Raw genomic sequence first — 24,731 nt, forward strand, 5'->3', positions numbered from 1 at the left:
TGACGGGGTAGGTCAACTTCAACAGCCACGTCAAATGCCGCTTCAAAAACAGCCGCTTTTTTAGTGGTGGTGTGTCGGGTTGAACGACGATCGGAGAAGCGAAGTTGTCGTTAAGGTTGCGTGAGCAACCACAGTTGACGTTGTTATTGACCTTGTTCTTGACCTTGCAGGCGCTACCCCCGGCGAACTATCTACGGAGCACCGACCGTTTCAACTACCAAATAACCGAACCAAACCCAAACACCCCCCTCACCATGACCCAAAAAAAACTCTCCCAACAAGCTGAACTAGAAATGCTCCAACGCGAATCTTTCAGCTATTTCATGCATGAAACCAACCCCAAAAACGGTCTGGTAATAGACAAAAGCGCCCCCGGCTGGCCAGCCAGCGTCGCCGCTGTTGGCTTGGCTCTAGCCGCCTACCCAGTAGCAGTAGAGCGCGGTTTCATCCCCCGCGCCGAAGCAATAACCCGCGTCCTGACAACGCTAAAATTTTTCTGGAATAGCCCCCAAGGCCCCGAACCCGATGCCACCGGCTACAAAGGTTTCTATTACCATTTTCTAGACATGTCCACCGGTCGCCGCGTTTGGAACTGTGAACTATCCACCATCGATAGTGCCTTTTTACTAGCCGGCGCATTAACCGCCGGCCGCTACTTCGATGCCGCCACCAAAGACGAAACCGAAATCCGCACTCTGGCAGAGGCATTATATTTACGCGCCGACTGGCAATGGGCACAAGCCAACGGCGGCGCAGTCTCAATGGGATGGCTGCCAGAAAGCGGCTTCATCCCCTATCGTTGGAAAGGCTACGACGAAGCCTTGCTGCTCTATATCCTAGGATTTGGCTCTCCCACGCACCCATTGTCAGATAACAGCTACGAAGACTGGGCCTCAGAATATAAGTGGGAAAACAGCTACGGCTACGATTACCTCTACGCCGGTTCGCTATTCACCCATCAACTATCCCACATCTGGATAGATTTCCGTGGCATTCAAGACACCTTCATGCGCACCAAAGGCATCGACTATTTCGAAAACAGCCGTCGCGCCACCGTCGTGCAACAACAATACGCCATCGACAATCCGCATGGCTTTGTCGGCTATGGCGCGTGCTGCTGGGGCATCACCGCCAGCGATGGCCCCGGCCCCATTAGCCTTGAGGTGAACGGCGTCAAACGTGAATTTTTTGACTATGTCGCACGCGGTGTTCCGCACGGCCCGGACGACGGTACCATCGCCCCTTGGGTAGTTGTCGCATCACTACCATTTGCACCCGAAATCGTGTTGCCCACCATCGACCATTTCATCCACGAAATCGGCTTAAAAGCCGGTAATCCCTATGGCTTCAAGGCCACTTACAACCCAACATATCCCGGCAAATCGCACAATCCTTATGGCTGGGTTTCGCATTGGCATTTCGGTATCAACGAAGGCCCGATTATTTTGATGGTCGAAAATTATCGTAGCGAATTGTTATGGCATTTGATGCGTGATTGCCCCTACATCGCGACCGGCTTGCGACGCGCCGGCTTTGCGGGAGGATGGTTAGGAACGCAATAAAGCCAATGCCCGCTTGCATACGTTTTCAACAGTAAAACCGTATTCACGTAACAGCACATCGCCCGGAGCAGACGCGCCGAAATCGTCGACCGAAAGCACCGAGCCAGCGTTGCCCACATAACGATGCCAGCCTTGCGCGATACCCGCTTCGACTGCCAGCCGGGCTTTTACCGTCGGGGGCAATACCGTATCGCGATATTCCTGCGACTGATTTTCAAATAACTCCCAACTTGGCATAGACACAAGCCGCACCTGAATGTTTTGCGCCTCTAACGCTTTCTGCGCAGCGACGATCAGCCACACTTCCGAGCCGCTGGCAATCAGAATCAGATCCGGCTTGCCGCCCGACGGATCCGCCAGAATGTAAGCGCCATGCTGCAAGCCATCGGCAGAGGAAAAATGCGCGCGATCCAACGTCGGCACGTGCTGGCGGGTCAGGGCCAGCGCTACCGGTTGGTGAAATGACTGCATCGCCACGCGCCATGCCACAGCGGTTTCGTTGGCGTCGGCCGGACGAATAACGATCAAACGCGGGATTGCCCGTAAACTGGCAAGCTGCTCTACCGACTGATGGGTCGAGCCATCCTCGCCCAATGCAATGCTGTCGTGGGTAAATGCATACACCACATGCAAGCCCATCAACGCAGCAAGGCGGATCGATGGCCGCATGTAATCGGAAAAAACGAGAAAAGTCGCACCAAACGGCAGCACGCCGCCATGCGCTGCCAAGCCGTTCATGATCGCGCCCATCGCATGTTCGCGCACGCCAAAATGCAGATTCCGGCCGGTATAACTCCAACCGCCGCTGTCAGAACCCTGCCTTTCTATGGCCATGTCAAGATCGCTTAAGCCGGGCGGCTGAAAATCGCCATGTCCTTTCAAAGCCGTCATGGTCGAAGGATCCAGATCCGCCGAGCCGCCAAATAGCGCTGGGAAATGCGCAGCGATGGCGTTCATGACTTTGCCCGCCGCCACCCGCGTTGCCAGGCCTTTCTCATCCGCCGGAAACTGCGGAATATCGGTATCCCAGCCAGCGGGCAGGGCGGCACCGCCACCGTCCATCCGTTGCTGGAATTCCAAGGCCAGCACAGGAAACTGTTTTTCGTAGGCAGAAAAAATATCTTTCCATGCTGCTTCAGCCGTCTCGCCCAGCTTGTTTACTGCAAGAAAGTGCTCTCTGGCGGTATCTGGAATAGTAAATGGCGGTTCCTCAGGCCAACCCAAATTACGTTTAGTCAGCCGTACTTCTTCCACGCCTAGCGGCGAACCATGCGCCTCGAAAGTGTCTTGTTTGTTGGGCGAGCCGTAACCAAGATGTGTGCGCACTAATATGAGTGATGGCCGTCCGATTTCAGCGCGCGCAATCTCCAGCGCTTCTGCTATCGCTGCCAAATCATTGCCGTCCTTTATTGTTTGCGTTTGCCAGCCATAGGCATCGAAACGCCGTGCGCGGTCCTCGCTAAACGTCATTTCAGTCCCCGCCGACAAGGTCACATTGTTGTCATCGTAAAGATAAATCAATTTACCCAGTTGCAAATGACCCGCCAACGACGCCGCCTCGGAGGCAATCCCTTCCATCAAATCGCCATCGCTGACAATCCCGTAAGTGAAATGATTGATTACCTGCAAGCCGTCCCGGTTGTACTGCGCAGCTAGATGTGCCTCTGCAATCGCCATGCCGACGCCGTTGGCAAATCCTTGTCCGAGCGGGCCTGTCGTAACTTCAACCCCCGGCGTCAGACCGCGCTCTGGATGACCGGGCGTAATACTGCCCCATTGACGAAACTGCTGTAGTTGTTCCAACGGAAGATCGTAGCCGGTCATGTGTAGCAGGCTATATAGCAGCGCGGAACCGTGTCCCGCCGACAGCACGAAACGATCGCGATCTATCCAGTGTGGATTGGATGGATGATGTTTCAGAAATTGCGTCCACAGCACATACGCCATCGGTGCTGCGCCCAGCGGTAGGCCGGGATGACCGCTGTTTGCCTGCTGGACTGCATCCACTGAAAGAAAACGCAGCGTATTGACACAAACATCGTCGAGCGCAGAGAAGGATGGATTGACACGCATTTGGTGACTCCTTGATTTCGTTGACTGGCGGGAACAGCGGCAACTTCAGATTGGGGCGGTATTTTTTAACGCTGAAGATAGGACGAGCGCAGTTTTAACTAGTTCAAAAAAACCTGCGATCACATGGGTATGCTGTGTTTTAACGGTCTAGTTTCTATTCGACGTGATCTCTAATTAAGAAAAATCTGAATTTATTTTCAGAATTATCTGCAATCATTTACAGGTAACCTTGCGAAATTCGCAGAAATTGTTGTGTTGCAGCATAAAAGTTATTTTTTTGTTTGAGAGAAAGTTTGTATGACGATCAAGACTGTTACCGAAAAACCGTACCTCATCATTGCTTCGATGACAGTATTTATTTGTTTCGTAATGGCCTGCCAAGACATCCCTCTGAAACGATTATCTTCCTATGATGGTGCCGTTATATTTACCTTGCCAGCGCAATATAAACCCAGCGATGCAGATGAAAAATTGATTACTTTTGCTTTTCGTTATCCAAGCATGGAGCCAATTTTGCCCGGAATGACGGAAAAAGATGATCAGATAAAAATTCACATCAGGCGCACACAAACGCCCAAACGATCCAGTGCCAATTACGCAACGGGGCTGGAAGCCAGAGCCGCTGAAAAATTCGACCCCCGCCGTCGTAATCTGGAATATTGGACCGGACACCATGGTATTTATCGAACGTACCAACAAGGCAGCCCACAACTACCGAACGCTGTAAATACGTATTACGTTTTTGAAGCTAAGGATAGGCAAATGGTGTACGTCAAAGACGCGCATTTCACAGCCACTACCAAAGTGCACCGCACCATCGATTATCGATTCGACGTGCAATACACGGTTGCCAAAGCGCTCGGTAATAACTTCATTAAATTTGATAACATCGTTACCACGTTAATTAACCGCAATACGACCGTCCGACCTTTTCTTTAAGCTTCCGGAATCAAATCCATTCAACACCGTCAACACCGCAGCGGCAATACTAAACAATAAATCGGTTCCAGGTTTAATGGATGAGTTAATGGATTTTTATGCCATCACCAGCCTGCGAGTTAATGTCTTAACAGTGTGATATTTGTACGGTGTTTCTCAATTAGTGCTATATTTTTCAGCATCCACTGTACTCCGGTGTTACCGTTGCATCTGTCATTAGAGGCCATCATGGATCAAATGTCTAGGCGCCAGTTTCTACAAGTTACTGGCACAACGCTGGCGGGCTCCAGCCTCGCTTTACTGGGTTTTGCGCCAATAGCAGCGCTTGCGGAAGTCCGGCAATATAAACTTTCACGCACTACTGAAACCCGCAATACCTGTCCCTATTGTTCTGTCGGTTGCGGCATCCTGATGTACGGTCTTGGTGACGGCGCTAAAAACGTCTCTGCCAGTATCATTCATATCGAGGGCGATCCCGACCATCCGGTGAATCGCGGCACGCTCTGTCCAAAAGGGGCCAGCCTGATCGATTTCATCCATAGTCCCAGCCGTTTATTAGCGCCTGAATATCGTGCGCCGGGGGACGACAAATGGCAAAAAATTGGCTGGAACGATGCACTCGACAAAATCGCCCGGCTGATGAAACAGGATCGCGATGCCAATTTCATTGAAAAAAATGCTGACGGCGCGACCGTCAATCGATGGCTGACGACGGGCATGCTGGCGGCATCTGCGGCAACCAACGAAGTCGGGTATCTGACGCACAAAACCATACGTAGTATGGGGATGCTGGCATTTGATAATCAGGCGCGCGTTTGACACGGTCCTACGGTGGCAGGTCTTGCCCCGACGTTTGGACGTGGCGCGATGACGAATCATTGGGTCGACATCAAGAACGCCGATGTCATCCTGGTTATGGGCGGCAATGCCGCTGAAGCACATCCATGTGGATTTAAATGGGTGACCGAAGCCAAGGCGCATAACAAGGCGCGCTTGATCGTGGTCGATCCGCGCTTTACGCGCACCGCATCGGTGGCCGATTTTCATGTGCCGATCCGGACTGGCTCGGATATCGTGTTTTTGGGCGCGATCATCAATTACTTGCTGGTGAACGATAAAATCCAGCACGAATACGTGCGTAACTACACTGACATGCCATTTATCGTGCGTGAGGATTTCGCATTTAATGACGGCCTGTATTCAGGCTATGACGAAAAAGCCGGTGGGTATCCGAATAAAAGCACGTGGGATTATGAAATGGGCAGCGATGGCTTTGCCACGGTTGACCCGACGTTGCAGCATCCGCGCTGCGTCTATCAACTGCTGAAGGCTCATTATTCACGTTATACCCCCGCATTAGTCGAACGTGCGTGTGGCGTGCCGCCGGATAAATTCCAAAAAGTGGCGGAGGCGTTGGCCTCGACTGCAACGCCCGACCGTGCCGGGACCATCCTTTATGCGTTGGGCTGGACCCATCATTCGACCGGCGCGCAAATTATTCGGACCGGGGCTATGGTGCAACTGCTGCTGGGGAATATCGGCATTGCTGGCGGCGGCATGAACGCTTTGCGGGGGCATTCGAATATTCAAGGGTTGACCGACCTTGGCCTGATGTCCAATTTGCTGCCCGGTTACATGACCTTGCCGGGCGAGAAAGAGCAGGATTTCGACGCTTATATCGCCGCCCGCGCCAGCAAGCCATTACGCCCTAATCAACTCAGTTATTGGAAAAATTATCGCAGTTTCCACGTCAGTTTCATGAAAACCTGGTGGGGAGATGCGGCTAAAGCTGAGAATAACTGGTGTTACGACTATCTGCCCAAACTCGATAAGCCCTACGATTTGCTCCAGGCGGTGGAGCTGATGCATCAGGGAAAAATGAATGGCTACATTGCGCAAGGTTTCAACATGCTGGCGTCTACCCCTAGCAAGCAGAAGGTCAGCGAAGGTTTGTCGAAACTGAAATGGCTCGTAGTGATGGATCCGTTGGCGGTGGAAACGGCCGAGTTCTGGAAGCCGCACGGCGAATTTAACGACGTTGATGCCAAGAAAATCCAAACCGAAGTATTTCGCTTGCCTACCTCGTGCTTTGCGGAGGAGCGCGGTTCGTTGGTCAGTTCGTCGCGAGTGCTGCAATGGCACTGGCAAGGTGCAGAGCCGCCGGGCCGGTCGCGTAGCGATCTGGATATTATGTCGGGCATTTTTCTGCGCATGCGTAAGATGTATAAGGCCGAAGGCGGCAAGTTTCCCGATCCGATTGTTAATCTGACCTGGCCCTATGCCAATCCCGAAAGTCCGACGCCAGAAGAGCTGGCGAAAGAATATAACGGTCAGGCCTTAGTCGATCTGGTCGATCCCAAAGATGCCACCAAGATACTGGCGAAGAAAGGTGAACAATTGCCATCGTTTGCGTTGCTGCGTGACGATGGCACCACTACTAGCGGCTGTTGGATATTTTGCGGCGCATGGACGCAGGCGGGTAATCAGATGGCGCGACGCGACAACACCGATCCAAGTGGGATTGGTCAGACGCTCAACTGGGCTTGGGCATGGCCAGCCAATCGGCGGATATTGTACAACCGCGCATCATGCGATCTGACAGGCAAACCTTTCGATGCCAAACGCAAGCTGATCGGCTGGAACGGTGCGGCGTGGGGCGGGGTAGACGTACCCGACTTCAAGGTCGATGAACCGCCCGAAAATGGCATGGGACCGTTCATCATGCTTGCCGAAGGCGTCGCCCGGTTTTTTGCCAGAAATGCGATGGCAGAAGGACCGTTTCCAGAGCATTACGAACCTTTTGAAAACCCACTTGGCTATAACCCACTGCATCCAAAAAATCCACTCGCTACTAGTAATCCGGCGGCACGCGTATTTGCGCAAGACCGGGCGCAATTTGGCACACATGCGGCATTTCCGCATATTGCGACCAGTTATCGCTTGACCGAGCATTTTCATTTCTGGACTAAACATGCGCGGCTGAATGCGATTATCCAGCCGGAACAGTTTGTCGAAATCGGCGAAGAACTGGCGCGGGAAGTCGGTGTGGTGGCGGGGGATCGGGTTAAAGTCAGCTCGAATCGTGGGCATATTATTGCTAAAGCTGTAGTTACCAAACGGATCAAATCATTGGTGATTGAAGGCAAAAAAATGCACACGGTTGGTTTGCCCTTGCATTGGGGCTTCACTGGCGTGACTAAACCGGGTTATCTGATTAATACCCTGACGCCGTCGGTCGGGGATGCGAATTCTCAGACGCCAGAATTTAAATCGTTTCTGGTTAAGGTGGAAAAAGCATAATCGGTCTGCGCGTCTGCTGCTAAAGCAGCAAAAGGAGTAACAGCATGGCAATGCAATCGCTGGATATCAGACGTCTGTCAGCCACCACGGTGCAGCCGCCTGCGGCACGGGAGCCGGTTACAGGCACCGTCGCCAAGCTGATCGATGTATCTAAATGCATCGGCTGCAAGGCATGCCAGACCGCGTGCATGGAGTGGAATGATTTACGCGACGAAATCGGCGACACCACCGGCACCTATGACAACCCACGCGACCTGACCGCTAAATCATGGACGGTCATGCGGTTTTCAGAATACGAAAATCAGGAAGGCAATCTTGAGTGGCTAATCCGTAAGGATGGCTGCATGCATTGCGAAGATCCCGGCTGTCTTAAAGCATGCCCGGCCCCGGGTGCTATCGTTCAATACACCAATGGCATCGTCGATTTTCATGAGGAAAATTGCATCGGCTGCGGTTATTGCATCGCCGGTTGCCCTTTCGATGTGCCACGCATCTCCAAAAAAGACCATCGCGCCTATAAATGCACGTTGTGCTCGGATCGGGTCGCAGTGGGGCAAGAACCGGCCTGCGTTAAAACCTGTCCGACCGGGGCAATTGTATTCGGTACAAAAGAAGACATGAAACTGCATGCCGAGGATCGCATCGAAGATCTGAAATCGCGCGGTTTTGATAAGGCCGGGCTATACGATCCGCCCGGCGTCGGCGGTACGCACGTCATGTATGTGTTGCATCACGCTGATCAGCCATCGCTGTATCACGGCTTGCCCAATAATCCACGTATTAGTCCGTTTGTGTCGCTGTGGAAGGGCGTGACAAAACCATTGGCAATGGCTGGGATTGCGCTGGCAGCATTGACCGGTTTTTTCCATTACACCCGGGTTGGCCCCAGCGAAGTCAGTGAAGAAGAGGAACGCGAGGCGGAAGAAGCTGCGCGTAAAATCCAGGAAAACGCACAAATTCGGCATGGCCCGCAAAATCCATATCCGCCGGGAGAACTGTGATGAAAAGCCTCAAAGAACATCGATCAACCTGGCCGTTAATCCTGCGTTATACCCCCAACGAACGCAGCAATCATTGGATCACGGCGATCACATTTGTGTTGCTGGCATTGTCTGGGTTGGCACTATTTCATCCGTCAATGTTTTGGTTGACGGCGCTATTCGGCGGCGGTCAATGGACCCGGATTTTGCATCCGTTTGTCGGAATTGTGATGTTTTTATCGTTTTTACTATTAGTTTTGCGGTTTTGGCGACATAACTTGTTTGAAGACGGCGACGTGCAGTGGCTGAAACAGATCGACGATGTCATTGCTAATAGGGAGGATAAACTCCCCGAAGTGGGCAGATATAATGCTGGTCAAAAACTGCTGTTTTTTGTGATGGTCGTCTGCATGCTCGGCTTGGTATTATCTGGCATTGTGATCTGGCGACAATATTTTTCCTTCTATTTTCCAGTGACGATTGTGCGTATGTCAGCTTTGTTACACGCCATTTGTGCCTTTGTTTTGATCACTGGTATTATCATTCACATTTATGCAGGGTTCTGGATCAAGGGTTCTATCGGCGCAATGGTGCGTGGTACCGTGACCCTTGGCTGGGCAAGAAAGCATCACCCACGCTGGTTCCGGGAGAGTATAAAAAAGTAACGTAGTTGCCGATCTCACCGGCCCCATTTTCTCTGTAAGAAGAGAGTAAATAGGAGTCTCAGTGCAACGAATTCTAGAACGCGGGCAGATTGAATCCCTCGATCACATCTCCATCGCGCGCTTGCGCTTGCCGCCGACGGATGGCGTCTTTGGGTCACGCGCAGCGCGCCTGCGAAAACTAGCCGCCGGTGCCATTAGCGGCACCCCGGTCAGCCCCGAATTAAGTGGATATTGTTTGCTGATGGCCGATGTAGTTGATGCACAGAATGGTGTGTTTGCATCGCTCATCGACGTTAACGCCGATCCAGAACACCCTGATCAAGACACGCTTGATCTTGCCCGCCAGCACGGGATGCCTACACTGCCTGCGTTTGGTGATCGGCCTGCTATCTGGTACACCATTTTTGAACGGCTATTGATCGCTCTGGAGCCAACTTTAGCCGCTCGGCCACAACTTGCGCCAGTGCTGGCCGCTTTGCAAGTACTGGACAAAAATACACTTGATGCGCTAGCCGATGCGGTGCTGGCCCAGCGCACCGAAGCGCTTGATCCTGCGCAAGCGCCATTCGTGGCTGCCGCGTTGCAAGTCCTCTGGACTTATCGCTCCAGCAAATTGGCGCTGAAAGATGTGCCTGCACTGGAAACCGGCACGTTGTGCCCGGTTTGCGGTTCGCCGCCAGTCGCCAGCGTGATACGCATCGGCGGTCAGTCGCAAGGCTATCGTTACTTACATTGCGGCCTGTGCGCCAGCGAATGGCATATGGTGCGCGTCAAATGTTCGCATTGCGAGAAAAACGCCAATATTGCCTATCAAGGTTTGGATGGGCGTAGCAATACAGGGGATGAGACAGACAATGGGCAGAAAACCGACGCACCGCTGACTAACAAAGCCAATGACCCGCAAAAAGTTATCCGTGCCGAAACCTGCGACGACTGCCACACCTATCGCAAAATTGTTAATCAAGAACATGATTACGAGGTTGACCCGCTAGCCGACGATCTGGCTAGTTTAATGCTGGATGTATTGGTGACCGAGGCCGGTTATACCCGCGCCAGCATGAATCCTTTACTTTGGTTTGGCGCACCAGAATGACTACTTCAACATCAGCGTTGGATAGCAATGCCGCTTTTGCGGCGCGTTTGCCCTCGGTCGAGCGGATACTCGCGGATACATCATGTACAGCGTTGATCGAAAAATATGGCCGTACCCAAACACTGGCGGCGGTGCGCGCGCTGCTGGCAGAACTACGAGAGGAAATCGCCGGACCACGCACAACAGAAACGCCCCCGATCGCTGTCATTGATGAGATTACAGCCTTGAACGCGGTAATTGCCGAGCGTTTGGCAACGGCCGCCATTTCGCCGTTAAAGCAAGTTTTCAATCTAACCGGCACGGTGTTGCATACCAGTCTTGGTCGGGCGATTCTGCCGGACGTTGCTATTTGCGGGGTGGTGGATGCATTGCGTGCGCCGATGAATCTGGAGTTCGATTTAGCCACCGGCAAGCGGGGCGACCGCGATGATTTGGTCGAAGATTTACTGTGTGAGCTGACCGGCGCAGAAGCCGCGACCGTGGTCAACAACAACGCTGCCGCCGTGTTGCTGATGTTGAGCGCATTGGCGTCACGTCGAGAAGTGATCGTTTCTCGTGGCGAGTTGGTCGAGATCGGAGGTGGGTTCCGTATTCCCGACATTATGATGCGGGCCGGTGCCAAGTTGCGTGAAGTCGGTACCACCAATCGCACGCACCTGAGCGACTATGCGGATGCCATTGGCCCGCGCACAGCATTGCTGATGAAAGTGCATTGCAGCAATTATGTGATTCAGGGTTTTACTACGAGCGTAGAAGTCGATCAATTGGCGCGGCTGGGGAAAATCCATAACGCCCCGACCGTGGTCGATTTGGGCAGCGGCACGTTGGTTGATCTATCGCAGTATGGCTTGCCGTGCGAAACAACGGTCCGCCAGACCATCGAGGCCGGGGCTGATCTGGTGACGTTTAGCGGCGACAAGCTGCTGGGTGGCCCGCAGGCGGGACTGATCGTCGGGCGCGCCGACTTGATCAAAAAAATTAAACGTCATCCGCTAAAGCGGGCTTTGCGTGTTGGAAAGCTGACGCTGGCCGCACTGGCACCGGTTCTTGGTTTATATCGTAGCCCCGAGTTTTTGCCGCAACAGTTGACAACGTTGCGGCTGTTGACGCGTCCGCAGGCGGAAATACGGGCACAGGCAGAAATCCTGACGCCGCTGCTGCAACAGGCGCTGGGTGATCGGTATGTTGTTGCCGCCGAACCGCTGTTTAGTCAAATTGGCAGTGGTGCATTGCCGGTCGATTTGTTGCCTAGTTATGGATTTTCGGTGCGGGTGAGCCGATCTCATCCGGCCAGGCCTCGCGGGAAATCGGGGCTTTCTCAACTTGAGAAATGGTTGCGCGAATTGCCGCGTCCCGTCATCGGGCGGATTGCCAACGATACTTTGTGGTTGGATTTGCGTTGTCTGGAAAGTGCCGACGAAGCGCAGTTCACAGCGCAGTTGATGGCGCCATTGCGCGAACCTATAACGACGGTGACGCCATGATCGTCGGCACTGCCGGGCATATCGACCACGGCAAAACTACCTTGACGCGTGCTTTGACTGGCGTGGATACCGACCGCCTGAAAGAAGAAAAAGAACGCGGTATTTCGATTGAGCTTGGGTACGCTTATTTGCCTTTGCCGAACGGCGATGTACTTGGTGTGATTGATGTGCCGGGGCATGAGAAATTGATTCATGCGATGGCTGCCGGGGCCAGTGGGATTGATTTTGCTTTGCTGGTGATTGCTGCCGACGATGGCGTCATGCCGCAAACGCGCGAGCATCTGGCGATACTGGAAATACTGGGGGTTGCGCGTGGCGCGGTGGCGTTGACCAAGATTGATCGAGTCGATGCAGATCGGCTGGTCGAAGTTGAGGTTGATATTGCAGCGTTGTTGGCGTCGACGCCATTTTCGGGTGCGCCGATTTTTCGGACACAGGCTAATGTGGCGGACGATCCCGGTGTGGCAGCGTTGCTGGCGCATCTTATTGCGGTGGCGGCGGGGATGTCTGCTCGTGCTGATCAGCGCTTGTTTCGGCTCGGGATAGATCGGGTTTTTACACTGGCTGGATACGGGACGATTGTTGCCGGTACGGCGCTGGCGGGGTCTGTGTCAACTGATGACACGTTGGTGTTGGCCCCGAGCGGTGAGCAAGTACGGGTGCGTAGTATTCATGCGCAGAATCGACCTGCGGCTGTCGGGTATGCCGGTCAGCGCCTGGCGTTGAATCTGGTAGGAATCGGGCGCGAGCAAATCAATCGTGGAGATTGGATTTTGTCACCTGCGCTGGCTGAATGTTCGGAGCGGATTGATATTGATTTGCGGTTGCTGAACGATGCGGGTTTGCCGCTGAAATCATGGTCGCCGGTACATGTACATTTGGGGGCGAGTCATCGGACTGCGCATGCCGTTTTGCTGGATGGCGATGTGTTGGCGGCAGGGCAGTCGGGCAGGGTGCAATTGGTGTTTGATGTGTCGGTGCATGCAGTGCCGGGGGATCGCTTGGTGGTGCGAAATGCGCAGGCTTCGCGGACGATTGGCGGCGGGATTGTGTTGGATCCGGTTGGTCCGGCTTACAAGCGGCGCAGTCCGGCGCGCAATGCGTGGCGGGATGGCTTGGCTGCGTTTGTGGCGTCTGGTGATTGTGGCGGGCTGCTGGATTGCAGCCCGGTAGGATTGCTGCGTTCTGTGTTGGTGCGGTTGTCACAGGTGCCTGCGGATCGGTTGGTGTTGCCGCCCGATACGCGGATTATTCCTTTGCGGGAAGGGGATGCTTTGTTGATCTCTCAGGCGGCGGTGGATGCACTTGCCGGGCGTGCGGTGGATGCTTTGCAGGGGTTTCATGCGGTGACGCCGGATGAAGTGGGGCCGCAGATTGGGCGGTTGCGGAGGATTGTTGCGCCGGATCTTGATACGGCTTTGTGGCGCGTTGTGGTGGGGGATTTGTGTGCTGCGGGTGTGGTGGTGCAGCAGGGGCCGTGGTTGCGGTTGGCGGAGCACACGGTGGCGTTGAGTGCTGATGATGTGGCGTTGGCGAACGTGTTGCTGGCGACGTTGGATGCGGCGGAGTTTAGTCCACCGTGGGTAAGGGATTTGGCGCGTGAGCATGGCGTGGATGAGTCGGTTGCACGGGATTTGTTGTGCAAGCTTGCTAAGCTTGGGCAAGTTAGTCAGGTGGTGAAGGATTTGTTTTATCATCCTGCGCGGACTGATGAGTTGGCGCGGATGGTGGTTGTTCTTGCTGGCGGTGGAGATAGAGATAGTGATGCGCCTTTGCTACCGGTTAGCGCTGCGGCTTTTCGGGATGCTACTGGTTTGGGACGTAAACGGGCGATTCAGTTATTGGAGTTCTTTGATCGCGTCGGCTATACTCGGCGGCGGGGGGATGCGCACTTGGTGCGGGTTAATGGGTCGATGGGGTATGTTGATCATTAGAGGTGGTTGTGTTTGGAAGGTATACGCATCCGGTGGTGCGGCCGGGCTTCAAACCCGGTAGGGGGCGTCAGCCGCTTCTTCGTAAGTTCGACTCTTGCTGCCTTCCGCCTTAGGTTTTTTGTTTGGTTTGATTCGTTAGCTGGTGATTGAAACGGGTCTTTCTCTGCTTCAGCTATCAACCATAAGAATAACTCCATAAAACCCAAAATCTAAAAATTACTAATTGACCTCCGTTTTTATCAGAGGTAAGGTGGCAACGCTCCTCTCATAGGAGCTGGGTTTGACAGCCTGATTGAAGAAGTGCGGACCGCGTCATGTGGGCTGTATAGTCGTTCGTCCTCACTGGGCGGCGGTGGCGGGGAAGCCTTCGGGCTTGCTGGCTTTTTTCGAGGCTGTAAACAATTCTGTGTAACTGCCCGACTTCAAATAAACGGTTTCAACCGTTCATCAAACTGAATAATAAACCGACTCATAGCCGATCGCCAGTCTCGGATCGGCATGGTCCATTTTTTTGCGGCTGCGTCGACCGCCAAATAAATGACCTTGCGCACCGAGTCATCGGTAGAGAAGACCTTGCGCTTGTTGATAGCGTGGCGAATGACGCTATTGAGCGATTCAATGGCATTCGTGGTGTAAATCGCCTTGCGAATTTCGCTTGGATAGGCGAATAGCGTATTGATGTTATGCCAGTTGCTTTGCCACGATTTACTGATTTGCGGATATTGCGCATCCCACTGCTGGGCAAACTGCTCCAGAGCCAGTAGCGCTTGCTCCTCGGTAGTCGACTGGTAAATCGTCTTCAAACCTGCCGTCACTTCTTTGTAGTGCTTCCAGCTGACATATTTGAGAGAGTTACGGACCATATGAATAATGCAAAGCTGGATTTGTGTCTGTGGATAGACCGTGGCAATGGCATCAGGAAAGCCCTTTAAGCCATCAACACAGGCGATCAGGATGTCTTGCAAGCCACGATTTTTTAGCTCCGTGAGGACACCTAGCCAGAATTTTTCCCCTTCATTTTCTGCCAGCCACATTCCTAAGAGCTCTTTTTGCCCTTGTAAATTGACGCCCAGTGCCAGGAAGACTGCTTTGTTAATGACTTGATTATCTTGCCGTACTTTCACCACCAGGCAGTCGAGGTAGACGATGGGATACAGGCCATCCAGTGGACGGCTTTGCCAGGCAACGATGCGTTCTTTGACACTGTCGGTGACTTTGGAAATGAGGGCTGGCGAGACGTCAGCGTCGTACAATTCCTTAAAGGTCGCGACGATTTCACGTGTGGTCATGCCCTTGGCGTACAGGCTCAGAATCTGATCATCCATATGGGTTAAGCGCGTTTGCTGCTTTTTAACCAGTTGCGGTTCAAACGAGCCTTCCCGGTCCCGTGGGGTGATGATCTCCACTTCGCCATACTGGCTTTTTAAGGTCTTGCTGGATGAGCCGTTACGCACATTGCTCAGCGCCCGCGGTTGATGTTTCTCGAAGCCAAGATGCTCGCGCATTTCCGCATTGAGCGCCGCCTCTACCGTCATTTTTAACAATTGCTGCGTTAGATTGCCCAGATCTTTTTCCGTTTTGAGATCTTTTGCCAATTCTGCCGCTAATGCTTTTAATTTATCGTGATCCATAAAATTGCCCATCGTTGGTTTTACCCGTTAGGGTATCAAGGATGGGCAGTTACACAAATTCTTTTACAGTCTCCTTTTTTCTTCACCAGTCTGTCAACCTTGTCATTTGCTGCCCACCCGTTATCCAACGGGTGCGGTCAACCAGACTAAAGGATAGACTAATGCCAGATACCACAGCACTTAAACAGTCCCCAAACTCAACTCAGCCAACCGCTGAAGACCACCTTCCCCTTGACGTCACAAACTATTCAAAAACCTACTTCCTCCATGAATTCGCCGAACTGGGAACCGCCGTCATTGAAAGCATCACCACCTGCCTCGAAGTAATCGAAAAAAGCACTTCAACCGACAGCACCACCAAATCAACAACAAAATTCTGCGCCTTCCACGCAGAAAAATTACAAACCCTCGCCATCACCTCCGCCCGACTGCTAGGCGAATACGCCATAAAACACATCGCTTGGATCAACGAAGACGGCCCATCCCCACAACAGACAATGGAAGCCGCCAATAACAAACATCCGCAATAAAAGCTACACCTCTCTGTAGAGATGACGATGACAGCGTCACATTTCACCCGGTCATCAACACCTTCCGCACAAAATCTTGTAACACCCCCCCGTTCAACACCCATCTCCCAACTCACCACCGTACCTAAAAATACCCCGCAGTAACAGTTGCAAATTTATTGCATATTTAACCATTAAAAATATATTTTTAACAATATTTTCCTACTATTTTCTGTGGACTACTTTATAATCAAAAACACAAGATTCGGCATCTTTACCCTTCCTCAGTAATGCCCCCAAAATTAAGCCGACATCATCCACTAGCTAATCGAATGCATTACTTCGTGTCTCTGGCACCGTGATCGCTATCACTTTTTGCAGCCTAAAAAAAGTGAAGCGAAATTAGAGTTCAGCCCAGCGTTAGGAGAAAAGGATGTTTTTTCTTTTTACCCTTTACCGAGCAGCAGAGCACCAAAGGCCAAAGCAACTACTAGTCAATGTGCCTTTGCGCCCGGCAATTAATCCACGTTCAATAGCGCTGGTGTGGGTATACCTTTGCGCCTCCATCACCGCCATCGCGCTATGTCTAGTCTCGCAAAGCGGCCACGCAAATCCCCTGCCACCCAATCCAGTCACCATTAAAGTGACCGAGCAAGTGGTAGAAAAAGACCCCAACATCGCGATAAAAGCCGCGATACCCGATGATCCTGAAAAAGGCGGCCCAGCCGCGTTGCGGGCCAATTGGCCCATCACCCCAGCCCGCATCGATGCTATTTCCCCCTTTGTTAAAGAACAAATCGATACCGAATTTGGCACCTCAACCCACGAATTGCCGACTAGCAATAATTCCGGCTCACGTGCGCTGATGGTCGGCCTGCAATGGTTAGGCGCAGTGATTGCGATTTTTCTGTTGATTTACACCTTTCGGCACATCCTGTTTACCCTGAACCGATTATTCGGCAAACAACGCCATCCCTATAGTGATATCGATGTCGCCAATTGGCCCAGCGTTACGGTTTTGATTGCTGCGCACAACGAAGAAGCGGTTATTTCAGGCTCGATCAGAGCATTGCTGGAAGTCGATTTCCCCGCCGATAAACTCGATATCGTCCCGGTCAATGATCGCTCCACCGATAGAACCCGCGAAATTATCGATAAATTTGTCGCGCTTTATCCGAATCGCATTCATCCATTTCACCGCATCGACGGCAAGCCGGGCAAAGCCGCCGCGCTCAAAGACGCAACCGTTACGGTGACCAGCGACATCATCGTTGTGTTCGATGCCGATTACATCCCCTCTAAAGGGTTGATCAAACAACTTGTTTCCGCTTTTTTCGATCCGGAAGTCGGCGCGGTAATGGGCCGCGTAGTGCCCCTGAACGTGGGCACTAATCTGTTGACCCGCTTGCTCGATCTGGAACGTTCGGCCGGTTATCAAGTGGATCAGCAAGCGCGGATGAATCTTCATTTAGTACCGCAATATGGCGGCACTGTCGGCGGCGTGCGGATGCGGGCGCTGCACAGCATCGGCGGCTGGCATGACGATGTGCTGGCGGAAGATACAGATCTGACTTTTCGACTGCTATTGCGCAGTTGGAAAACCGTCTATCAAAATCGCTGCGAATGTTACGAAGAAGTGCCGGAATCCTGGCCGGTGCGCTACAAACAAATCAAACGCTGGGCAAAAGGACATAATCAGGCGCTGTTCCGGCATTCGGCGGCGTTGCTGCGCGATCGCTCATTACCGACTGTCGAGCGTCTGGATGGCCTGCTGTTACTGGGCGTGTATATGATGTCGCCGATTGTGATTATTGGCTGGCTGATTGGGATTTTGGCGTTCTATTTTGGCGATACACCCCTGGCGATTGGATTGCTCTCGATCGTCGCGTTTACCAGCTATTGCACGCTGGGAAATTTTGCGGCTTTTTTTGAAATTGCAGCCGCAGTCCATCTTGACTACAACCATCGCCGGATTCGCCTTTTACCGTTCAATCTGATCGGCTTTATCGTCAGTCTAGTCGGTATTTCTGAGGCCACGCTGGACCAATTGTTGACTGATCATCTGCTGCATCGCCGGTTCCATTGGGACAAAACCGTACGTTATCGGAAGGAGTCCTGAGCGATGTGGACCATACTTTTTATTCTCTTCGTGATGCTGTTATTCACCGCGCCATTGCTGCCTGCATTGCGGGAATTACTGTGCCCTAGTGATATAGAACCGCTGAATATTGACTACGATCACGATCGCAGCATCACCCGGTTTGCACGCAAATTGGCGGCATTGTCGCGGGATCGTCTCGATGGGATTTCTTTGCCCGATGTGATTGCTGCCAGAGCAGCACCGCTGTTGGCCGAAACGGAAAAACATGGCCCGGCATTTCTGATCGTGACTGAAGACGGTGCGCTGGCATTTGATATTGAAGAAATCGGGCGCAGGATGACTGACCGCCAATTAGTCGCTGAAAAAAATCTGATGTTGCCGGATAAATTCTATTTCACGCGTGAGGTATATGCGGTCGGAAATATTCAAAGCGGTGTCGAAAATCATTTCCGTGCGCTGTTTTCTGAAGGGAATGTTTTGCTGAGGGCGCGCTGCGAAGTGTCACGCTGGGTGCATGCAACACGTTTGCATATCGGCCCGGACGTCATCTTGTATGGACGGGCATCAGCCGACGAAGAAGTACATTTTCTGGGCGGTGGCCGATTTGAGCGATTGAACGCGCCACGCATTTGTTTTGGGGACGTTAATCACCGTTCCAATGCCGATTTAGCCCGTGCTAGCGCTGATAAACAGCGTTCATCTGCGCTTGAGCGTATCGCTGCAATGGTCGAGCAGCGGATGGATGAGGGCCGGATTATTGCCTCCGGCGATCTGATCTTGCCAGCAAATTCCGTCCTTCAGGGGGACTTGGTGGTGCGCGGAAAATTGCGGATCGGTGCGGGCGCTTTGGTCAATGGCAGCATCAAAGCCTATCTCGGGATTCAGATGGAGGCGGGTGTAACAGTCCACGGCGCGGTCGTGAGCGCAGGCCGGATTGTGTGCGGCATTCATGCCGTCATCGATGGTCCGATAATTTCAGAGCAAGCGGTACTGGTTGGTCATGGTTCGCGGATTGGATCGGCCAACAGCCCCACTTCTGTTAGCGCGCCAGTGATCAAAATGTATGCCCACAACACGATTGCTTACGGAACGTTGTGGGCGCGGGTTCGGGGGATGGCAGTGAATCGGAGGGCTGCGCTATGAGTTTAGTGCGTACAGCCCGGATTGCTGGCGCGGTAATGCTAGCGTTGCCGCTTTTGTCCGTGGCGGCTTCTGGCGTCGATCTCAGCGGCTATCAGAGCGAAGATGGCGCGATTACCTTAAAGCGCAATGTTGCTTTCGTTGACCCGTATTTCTCTACCAAAGCACTTTTGCTGGCAGCGCAGCAAGGGTTGAATGTGCAAGACATGACGCAAAAATGGGTGAGATGGTTATTGCCGCGCCAGCTTCCTGACGGTCGTTTTATGCGCTATTGCAAAACGACTGCTGCATCTGACTGGGTGGCGTGTCAGGACGCGGATGCGGATGACGCGATGATGGCGATGTGGGTGGCTTTACTGGCGCAGACGACGCAGGGCGAGATGTCGCCGGAAATAGTGCGCAGCATTGATCGTTCGCTGACGCAGTTGGAGTCGCTGCGGGTGGCGGCTTCCGCTAACAATCCAGCCAAAGGGACATACACCATTTCGGCGACGAATTCAGTGGCGCTGTTGATGGACAACGTTGAGATTTACGAAGGTTACCGCGTCTTGTCCAGATATTTTACGGCCCACGGTCCGGCATGGCGCGGGCAGGCCTACGCGGTTAGGGCGCAAGCTGTGGCAGAAGCGATTGAGGCGGTCTTTTGGGATCCGGTTTTAAAGCGCTATCGCATCACTACTCAGGCAAGACAAGCCGATGATTTTTATCCGGATCGCGTGGCCCAGCTATTCCCATTGTTAGGCGATTTGCCAGATATCCGTCGTGATCGTCGGGCGGCATATAAAGCGTGGTTGCAGGCGAATAAACAGCGTTGGTTAATGCTGAAAGCCGACTATTTTCCTTGGGGGCTAGTGGCAATCGCAGCAAAACGCATGGGCGACAATCATACCGCGCTGTGCTGGGCGGCGAACGCAGGATCGTTAAGAGCCGGACCACGCTGGAACGTTCTGGAAGAAGTTGAGTACGCGGTGTTAAGCAGCCATGTCGCGCAATCTGTTAGCGCGTCATCCACCGAAGAAATAATCGAAAGGCCAATATGTTAAAGCGTATCTGGACGTCGGCTGTGGTGTTAGTGTTATTGGCGCTGGCAGGTCTGGCGGTGTTGCGTAGTTATCAGGCACCGGAAGGCCCGATTGATACGATCGCGCTTCTTATCGAGGATGACGTGATATTTACCGACGTGGGCGTGCGTGCCTGGAAGGATGCCGCGCTGGAAGAGGGGATTCACTTGCAGCCGGTGCACGCGGGAGAGTTTTTACAACCGTCGCTGTTTAACCGTGTGCGTTATGCAGGGATTATTGTGCCGGATGCGATGCATCGGAAGATGAGCGTGGTGCTGATCGATACGCTTTCAGAATATGTGCGCAATGGTGGCAAGTTGATGGTGGCGTTTGACGCCGGTACGCTGAACTTGAAAGGCGGCGCAGTGCCAGAACGCGCAAGAATGTCGCAATTGGTCGGCGTTGAGTACGCTTTGTACAAAAAACTGGGCGATGACACCCTTGTGATCGGGCCCGCTATCAGCACGCCGGACGTGATGACTGCGCTGAATATTCCGCCCGGAAAATATACCGCTGTTCCGCGCGATCTTGCCAGCAAGGACTCCATTGGGTCGCGGCATGCGGCGGGTCTGGATATAAGCCACGAGGTGATTATTTCGTCGTATAGCTATGATCGATTGGAATACGGCCATTTTGTTACCGAAGGCGCATTCGTCGGTAAGACGTTAATGGTGTCTGACAGTGGCGATTTATTGGCCGGGGTACACAAGTTTGGCAAAGGCGAAGTGTTGTTTGTGAATTTGCCGCTGACCTATCTGAAGCTGCGTACGGATGGGGCACCTTTGCATGGTTTCATGAACTATTTTGCCCGGGTAGTTTTACAGCTACCCGTGATGGGCAACAGCCCGGATGGTATTGGCGGGCTGATTATGAACTGGCACATCGATTCCAGTCTGGCGATTCCGAGTATTCAAAAAATGGTCGATTTAGGATTTTTTGAGCAGGGTCCTTATTCTATCGATCTGACTGCCGGGCCGGATACCAACACGTTTAATGATCATGTGGGACTGAACGTTGACCATAATGCCGAGATTCAGAAGTGGATAAAATTATTTGTCGCCCGCGGCGACGAAGTTGGCAGCCATGGCGGCTGGATTCACAATTATTTTGGCGAGCATATCAGCGACTCGAATGAGACGGACTTTGCGAAATATATTGCGTTGAATAACGACGCCATATCAAAAGCAGCAGGAAAACCTGTGCGGGAATACTCGGCACCGCTGGGAAATCATCCGGCCTGGGTCAGCCGTTATCTGGAGGCGCATGGCGTGCGCGCCCATTACTACACCGGCAATGTGGGTCAGGGACCTACCCATTCGTATATCAATGGTGAGCGTCTGGGTAAAAAAATCTGGACCTTTCCGGTATTAGTGCGAGGAGAAATTGCGACCTTTGAAGAGGCTGCGCTGGACCCTGAAGTCAGTCAGAAGGATTTCGGCACATGGCTAAATCAGGTCAGCGATTTTACCCAGGATCAGGCGCTAATTCGTCTGGTGTATTTTCATCCGCCGGGCGTGGTGCTGTATAGCGACGCGGCACGCAGCTGGATGCTGCATACCCGCGGAATGCTGACCCATGGCAAATTCCGTTGGTACACGATGACAAGAATTGCCGATTTTCTTGATCGGCGCGAACAGGTGCTGTGGCGCTTGTCTGAGGATAAAAAAAATACGCTGGAGTTTACCGCTTTTCATCCAGAAAATTTGAGCGAGCAGAGCTGGCGCTTTTCCAAAACCCGGTATACCAAGCCGGTGTTGGATAAGGGGGTAGGGCAGGTGCGGGATGGATCGACTGAGTGGGTAATCGTGGCCGGTAACGGCAAGCATCTTAAGGCGCATCTATTTTTTCGACCTTTGGGAGAAAACAAATGAATCCTTCGATTTTATTATGCATGGGGACACGGCCTGAAATCATTAAAATGGCCCCGGTTTACCGCGCGCTGAAAGCATCGGCTTTGCCTGTGAAGTTGTTGCATACCGGGCAGCATAAGGAAATGGCATGGCCGTTGTACAAATTTTTCGATATGTTGCCGGACTATTTTTTAAAACTGGAAAGAACCTCCGGATCGCTAGCGCATTTGAACGGACTATTGCTGGAGGAAATTGATGCGGTTTTACAGCAGATTTCACCAGCGGCGGTCTTGGTGCACGGTGATACGTCCAGCGCGCTGGCAGCAACGCTGGCAGCTTTTTATCACCAGATAGCGGTCGGTCATGTCGAGGCAGGTTTGCGCAGCGGCGCGATGTATGACCCGTTTCCAGAAGAAAAAAATCGCGAATTAATTGGCCGGATCGCCCATTGGCATTTTGCGCCGACGCCGATTGCAGAGTCGAGTCTTCTACGTGAAGGCCTGGATAGTAAACACATTTATTGCGTAGGCAATACGATTGTTGATGCGACCTTGTGGGGAATGAACTACATCGATAAATTGCCCGATCAGGGCCTCACTTCGTTGCCGCCAAGTCTGAAAAATCTGCCTGCCATTTTGCCAGAAAGGCGCTTGCTGCTGGTAACTGCGCATCGGCGGGAAAACTGGGAAAAGGGCATTGCTTCAATTGCCACCGCAGTCCGTGAGGCATTGGAAAATGACGAAGGTTTGTGCGCGGTCTGGCCGGTGCATATGAATCCGATTGTGCAAGAGGCCGTGCATCACGTTTTTGCGGATGTGTGTCCGGGCGTCGCAAAGCGGTTGTTTCTGACCGAGCCGCTGAATTATCCAGCGTTGCTCTGGATTATGAAAAGAGCTTGGTTAATTTTGACCGATTCAGGTGGCATTCAGGAGGAGGCAATGGTAATGCGCGTGCCGGTCTTTGTCTTGCGCGATACGACAGAGCGGCCAGAATTGATTGCGGCGGGAGGGGGGATTATGGTGGGGACCAATGCGGCGGTAATTGGTGAAAAGATGGCCTGGTTGCATGCGGATGGCGTTAGTCGCAAGAAAATGTGCGATGTCAAAAATCCCTTTGGCGACGGTCATGCGGCCGATCATATCCGGGATATTCTTTTGCAAAGTATCGCACCCCGGCAGCCGCAAGAAATGGCTCATGCCGATGCCGTCATGCAAGAGCGTGCAGCATGAATATGAAAACGAGATTAAGCCTGCGCGTCAGCTTAAGTAGCCGACAACGGGCATACGGGCAAAAAATGGTGGCTATTCTGGCGATGACTGGATTGATTCTGGTCGCCGAAGCGGATGCAGTTGCCGCTGCTGCGTCGAACGATATCAATGAATTTCTGCCGGGATCGACAAGCGTTGGGCAGAATCCGATTTTGGCAGTGGATGAGGCCGAAGTCAGTCCTGTAGATGGGACGGAAATGGACGTCACCAAGCAACTTCAGGCACCATTGATGTCGTCGCCAACGGCAGCGCCAGCGCCAGCGCCCCCGCCAGCGGATATCGAACAGACTCTACCGGCGCCGGACGATATGACTGTGCAATCAGCGACAGCGGCGGCAACCGAGCCGCTGCTGGAAGCGCCTGTCCCTACGCCGCCGGTAGCGGTTACCGCTCCCTCCAAAGGCTATATCGAGGCTGGCGCGCAACGGTACGTCCTCACCGGCCGTCAACCTTCATGGGAGGGCGAATATGTGCGTGGCGCATGGGTGCAGAATGAGAAAAATGTGTGGAATTACGAGCTTGTAGATGCCAGGCGTTATGGCGATAGCGGGACCTTTTATAGCGCTGGCCTGACGCATACTTTTACTGATGACTGGTATGCGGCGGTGTCGGTGGGTTCTAGTTCGGGCGGATTTTTTTGGCCGCGTGAGCGCATAGATGTGTTTATCCATCATAAATTTCTGGAAAAGAAAAATCTTGTCGCCGTGATTGGGTACACCCATTACCAGGCAAAAGATTCGCATCACGATCAGATTTTGCATATCGGCGCTGACTATTACTTTGAAACCCCTTGGATCGTCTCGGGTGAATTTCTTGTCAATGACAGTTCGCCTGGTCACGTCAAAGCGAACTATGCTTTTCTGACGGCGACCTATGGTCACGACAAGCAATCTTATCTGACCTTGCGCGTTGGTCACGGGAAAGAGGCTTATCAATTGCTTGGCGACCAACAGGTCATTTCCGGTTTTAATAGCACCATCGCCACGCTGTCGTATCGCAAATGGATCGGCAAAGACTGGGGCGTTAATATGGTTGGCGAGTATTACACCAACCCTTCGTATAAACGACGTGGTGTTGAGGTCGGTATCTTCAAGGATTTTTAGGTATAGCAGCGCAATGCTAAGAGGTCCAACGATAAGAG

The 24,731-nt window shown here is 52.8% G+C and carries 17 protein-coding genes and 1 tRNA gene; 16 read left to right on the forward strand and 2 right to left on the reverse strand.

From position 1 onward, the window contains the following. Positions 1 to 254 precede the first annotated feature (254 nt). The gene (locus C7W93_RS02520) at positions 255 to 1,562 is read left to right on the forward strand and encodes a glucoamylase family protein (protein ID WP_108440443.1); all 1,308 of its coding nucleotides are present in this window, start codon (positions 255 to 257) and stop codon (positions 1,560 to 1,562) included. Here the strand turns inward: C7W93_RS02520 and tkt are convergent. Continuing rightward, entirely contained in the window at positions 1,548 to 3,635 is a 2,088-nt protein-coding gene (gene tkt, locus C7W93_RS02525) for a transketolase (RefSeq protein ID WP_108438598.1), read from the reverse strand. The genes C7W93_RS02520 and tkt overlap by 15 nt on opposite strands. A gap of 297 nt (positions 3,636 to 3,932) precedes the next feature. Here tkt and C7W93_RS02530 point away from each other — a divergent pair, with 297 nt between their 5' ends. From C7W93_RS02530 to C7W93_RS02570, 8 genes are all read left to right on the forward strand, one after another. Beyond that, positions 3,933 to 4,574, forward strand: a complete 642-nt coding sequence (locus C7W93_RS02530; RefSeq protein WP_108438599.1) for a hypothetical protein — start codon at positions 3,933 to 3,935, stop codon at positions 4,572 to 4,574. Positions 4,575 to 4,802: 228 nt separating this feature from the next. Beyond that, complete coding sequence (fdnG, locus tag C7W93_RS02540; protein ID WP_146177504.1) at positions 4,803 to 7,874, forward strand: formate dehydrogenase-N subunit alpha; 3,072 nt, start codon at positions 4,803 to 4,805, stop codon at positions 7,872 to 7,874. A 44-nt stretch (positions 7,875 to 7,918) separates the two neighbouring features. Then, positions 7,919 to 8,875, forward strand: a complete 957-nt coding sequence (gene fdxH / locus C7W93_RS02545; protein WP_108438602.1) for a formate dehydrogenase subunit beta — start codon at positions 7,919 to 7,921, stop codon at positions 8,873 to 8,875. Then, positions 8,875 to 9,519, forward strand: a complete 645-nt coding sequence (locus C7W93_RS02550; RefSeq protein ID WP_108438603.1) for a formate dehydrogenase subunit gamma — start codon at positions 8,875 to 8,877, stop codon at positions 9,517 to 9,519. Before fdxH ends, C7W93_RS02550 begins: the two co-directional genes overlap by 1 nt. Positions 9,520 to 9,580: 61 nt before the next feature. Further along, entirely contained in the window at positions 9,581 to 10,612 is a 1,032-nt protein-coding gene (gene fdhE / locus C7W93_RS02555; protein WP_108438604.1) for a formate dehydrogenase accessory protein FdhE, read from the forward strand. Continuing rightward, complete coding sequence (selA, locus tag C7W93_RS02560; RefSeq protein WP_108438605.1) at positions 10,609 to 12,096, forward strand: L-seryl-tRNA(Sec) selenium transferase; 1,488 nt, start codon at positions 10,609 to 10,611, stop codon at positions 12,094 to 12,096. The genes fdhE and selA overlap by 4 nt, the downstream gene beginning before the upstream one ends. Then, a complete protein-coding gene (gene selB, locus C7W93_RS02565) occupies positions 12,093 to 14,030 on the forward strand; it encodes a selenocysteine-specific translation elongation factor (protein WP_108438606.1) in 1,938 nt (645 codons plus the stop codon). The genes selA and selB overlap by 4 nt, the downstream gene beginning before the upstream one ends. Before the next feature lie 14 nt (positions 14,031 to 14,044). Further along, positions 14,045 to 14,137: transfer RNA gene (locus C7W93_RS02570), tRNA-Sec, on the forward strand. A gap of 315 nt (positions 14,138 to 14,452) precedes the next feature. Here the strand turns inward: C7W93_RS02570 and C7W93_RS02575 are convergent. Further along, a complete protein-coding gene (locus C7W93_RS02575) occupies positions 14,453 to 15,661 on the reverse strand; it encodes an IS256 family transposase (protein WP_108440444.1) in 1,209 nt (402 codons plus the stop codon). A gap of 161 nt (positions 15,662 to 15,822) precedes the next feature. On the opposite strand from C7W93_RS02575, the gene C7W93_RS02580 reads away from it, so the two are divergent. The 7 genes from C7W93_RS02580 to C7W93_RS02610 all read left to right on the forward strand — a co-directional run bounded on the left by C7W93_RS02580 (position 15,823) and on the right by C7W93_RS02610 (position 24,693). Next, on the forward strand, positions 15,823 to 16,191 hold the full coding sequence (locus tag C7W93_RS02580; protein ID WP_108438607.1) for a hypothetical protein: 369 nt from the start codon (positions 15,823 to 15,825) through the stop codon (positions 16,189 to 16,191). A 412-nt stretch (positions 16,192 to 16,603) separates the two neighbouring features. Further along, positions 16,604 to 18,289, forward strand: coding sequence for a glycosyltransferase family 2 protein (locus C7W93_RS02585; RefSeq protein ID WP_370446386.1), 1,686 nt, complete (start codon positions 16,604 to 16,606; stop codon positions 18,287 to 18,289). Positions 18,290 to 18,292: 3 nt separating this feature from the next. Next, positions 18,293 to 19,414: a polymer-forming cytoskeletal protein gene (locus C7W93_RS02590; RefSeq protein ID WP_108438608.1), complete on the forward strand. Its 1,122-nt coding sequence runs from the start codon at positions 18,293 to 18,295 to the stop codon at positions 19,412 to 19,414. Further along, complete coding sequence (locus tag C7W93_RS02595) at positions 19,411 to 20,454, forward strand: hypothetical protein (protein WP_108438609.1); 1,044 nt, start codon at positions 19,411 to 19,413, stop codon at positions 20,452 to 20,454. The genes C7W93_RS02590 and C7W93_RS02595 overlap by 4 nt, the downstream gene beginning before the upstream one ends. Further along, complete coding sequence (locus C7W93_RS02600; protein ID WP_108438610.1) at positions 20,448 to 22,343, forward strand: polysaccharide deacetylase family protein; 1,896 nt, start codon at positions 20,448 to 20,450, stop codon at positions 22,341 to 22,343. Before C7W93_RS02595 ends, C7W93_RS02600 begins: the two co-directional genes overlap by 7 nt. Next, positions 22,340 to 23,551, forward strand: a complete 1,212-nt coding sequence (wecB, locus tag C7W93_RS02605) for a non-hydrolyzing UDP-N-acetylglucosamine 2-epimerase (RefSeq protein ID WP_108438611.1) — start codon at positions 22,340 to 22,342, stop codon at positions 23,549 to 23,551. Before C7W93_RS02600 ends, wecB begins: the two co-directional genes overlap by 4 nt. Then, positions 23,548 to 24,693, forward strand: coding sequence for a YaiO family outer membrane beta-barrel protein (locus tag C7W93_RS02610; RefSeq protein WP_108438612.1), 1,146 nt, complete (start codon positions 23,548 to 23,550; stop codon positions 24,691 to 24,693). The genes wecB and C7W93_RS02610 overlap by 4 nt, the downstream gene beginning before the upstream one ends. The last annotated feature ends 38 nt before the right edge of the window (positions 24,694 to 24,731 follow it).

It is taken from the genome of Glaciimonas sp. PCH181 (assembly GCF_003056055.1).
Taxonomy (GTDB): domain Bacteria; phylum Pseudomonadota; class Gammaproteobacteria; order Burkholderiales; family Burkholderiaceae_D; genus Glaciimonas.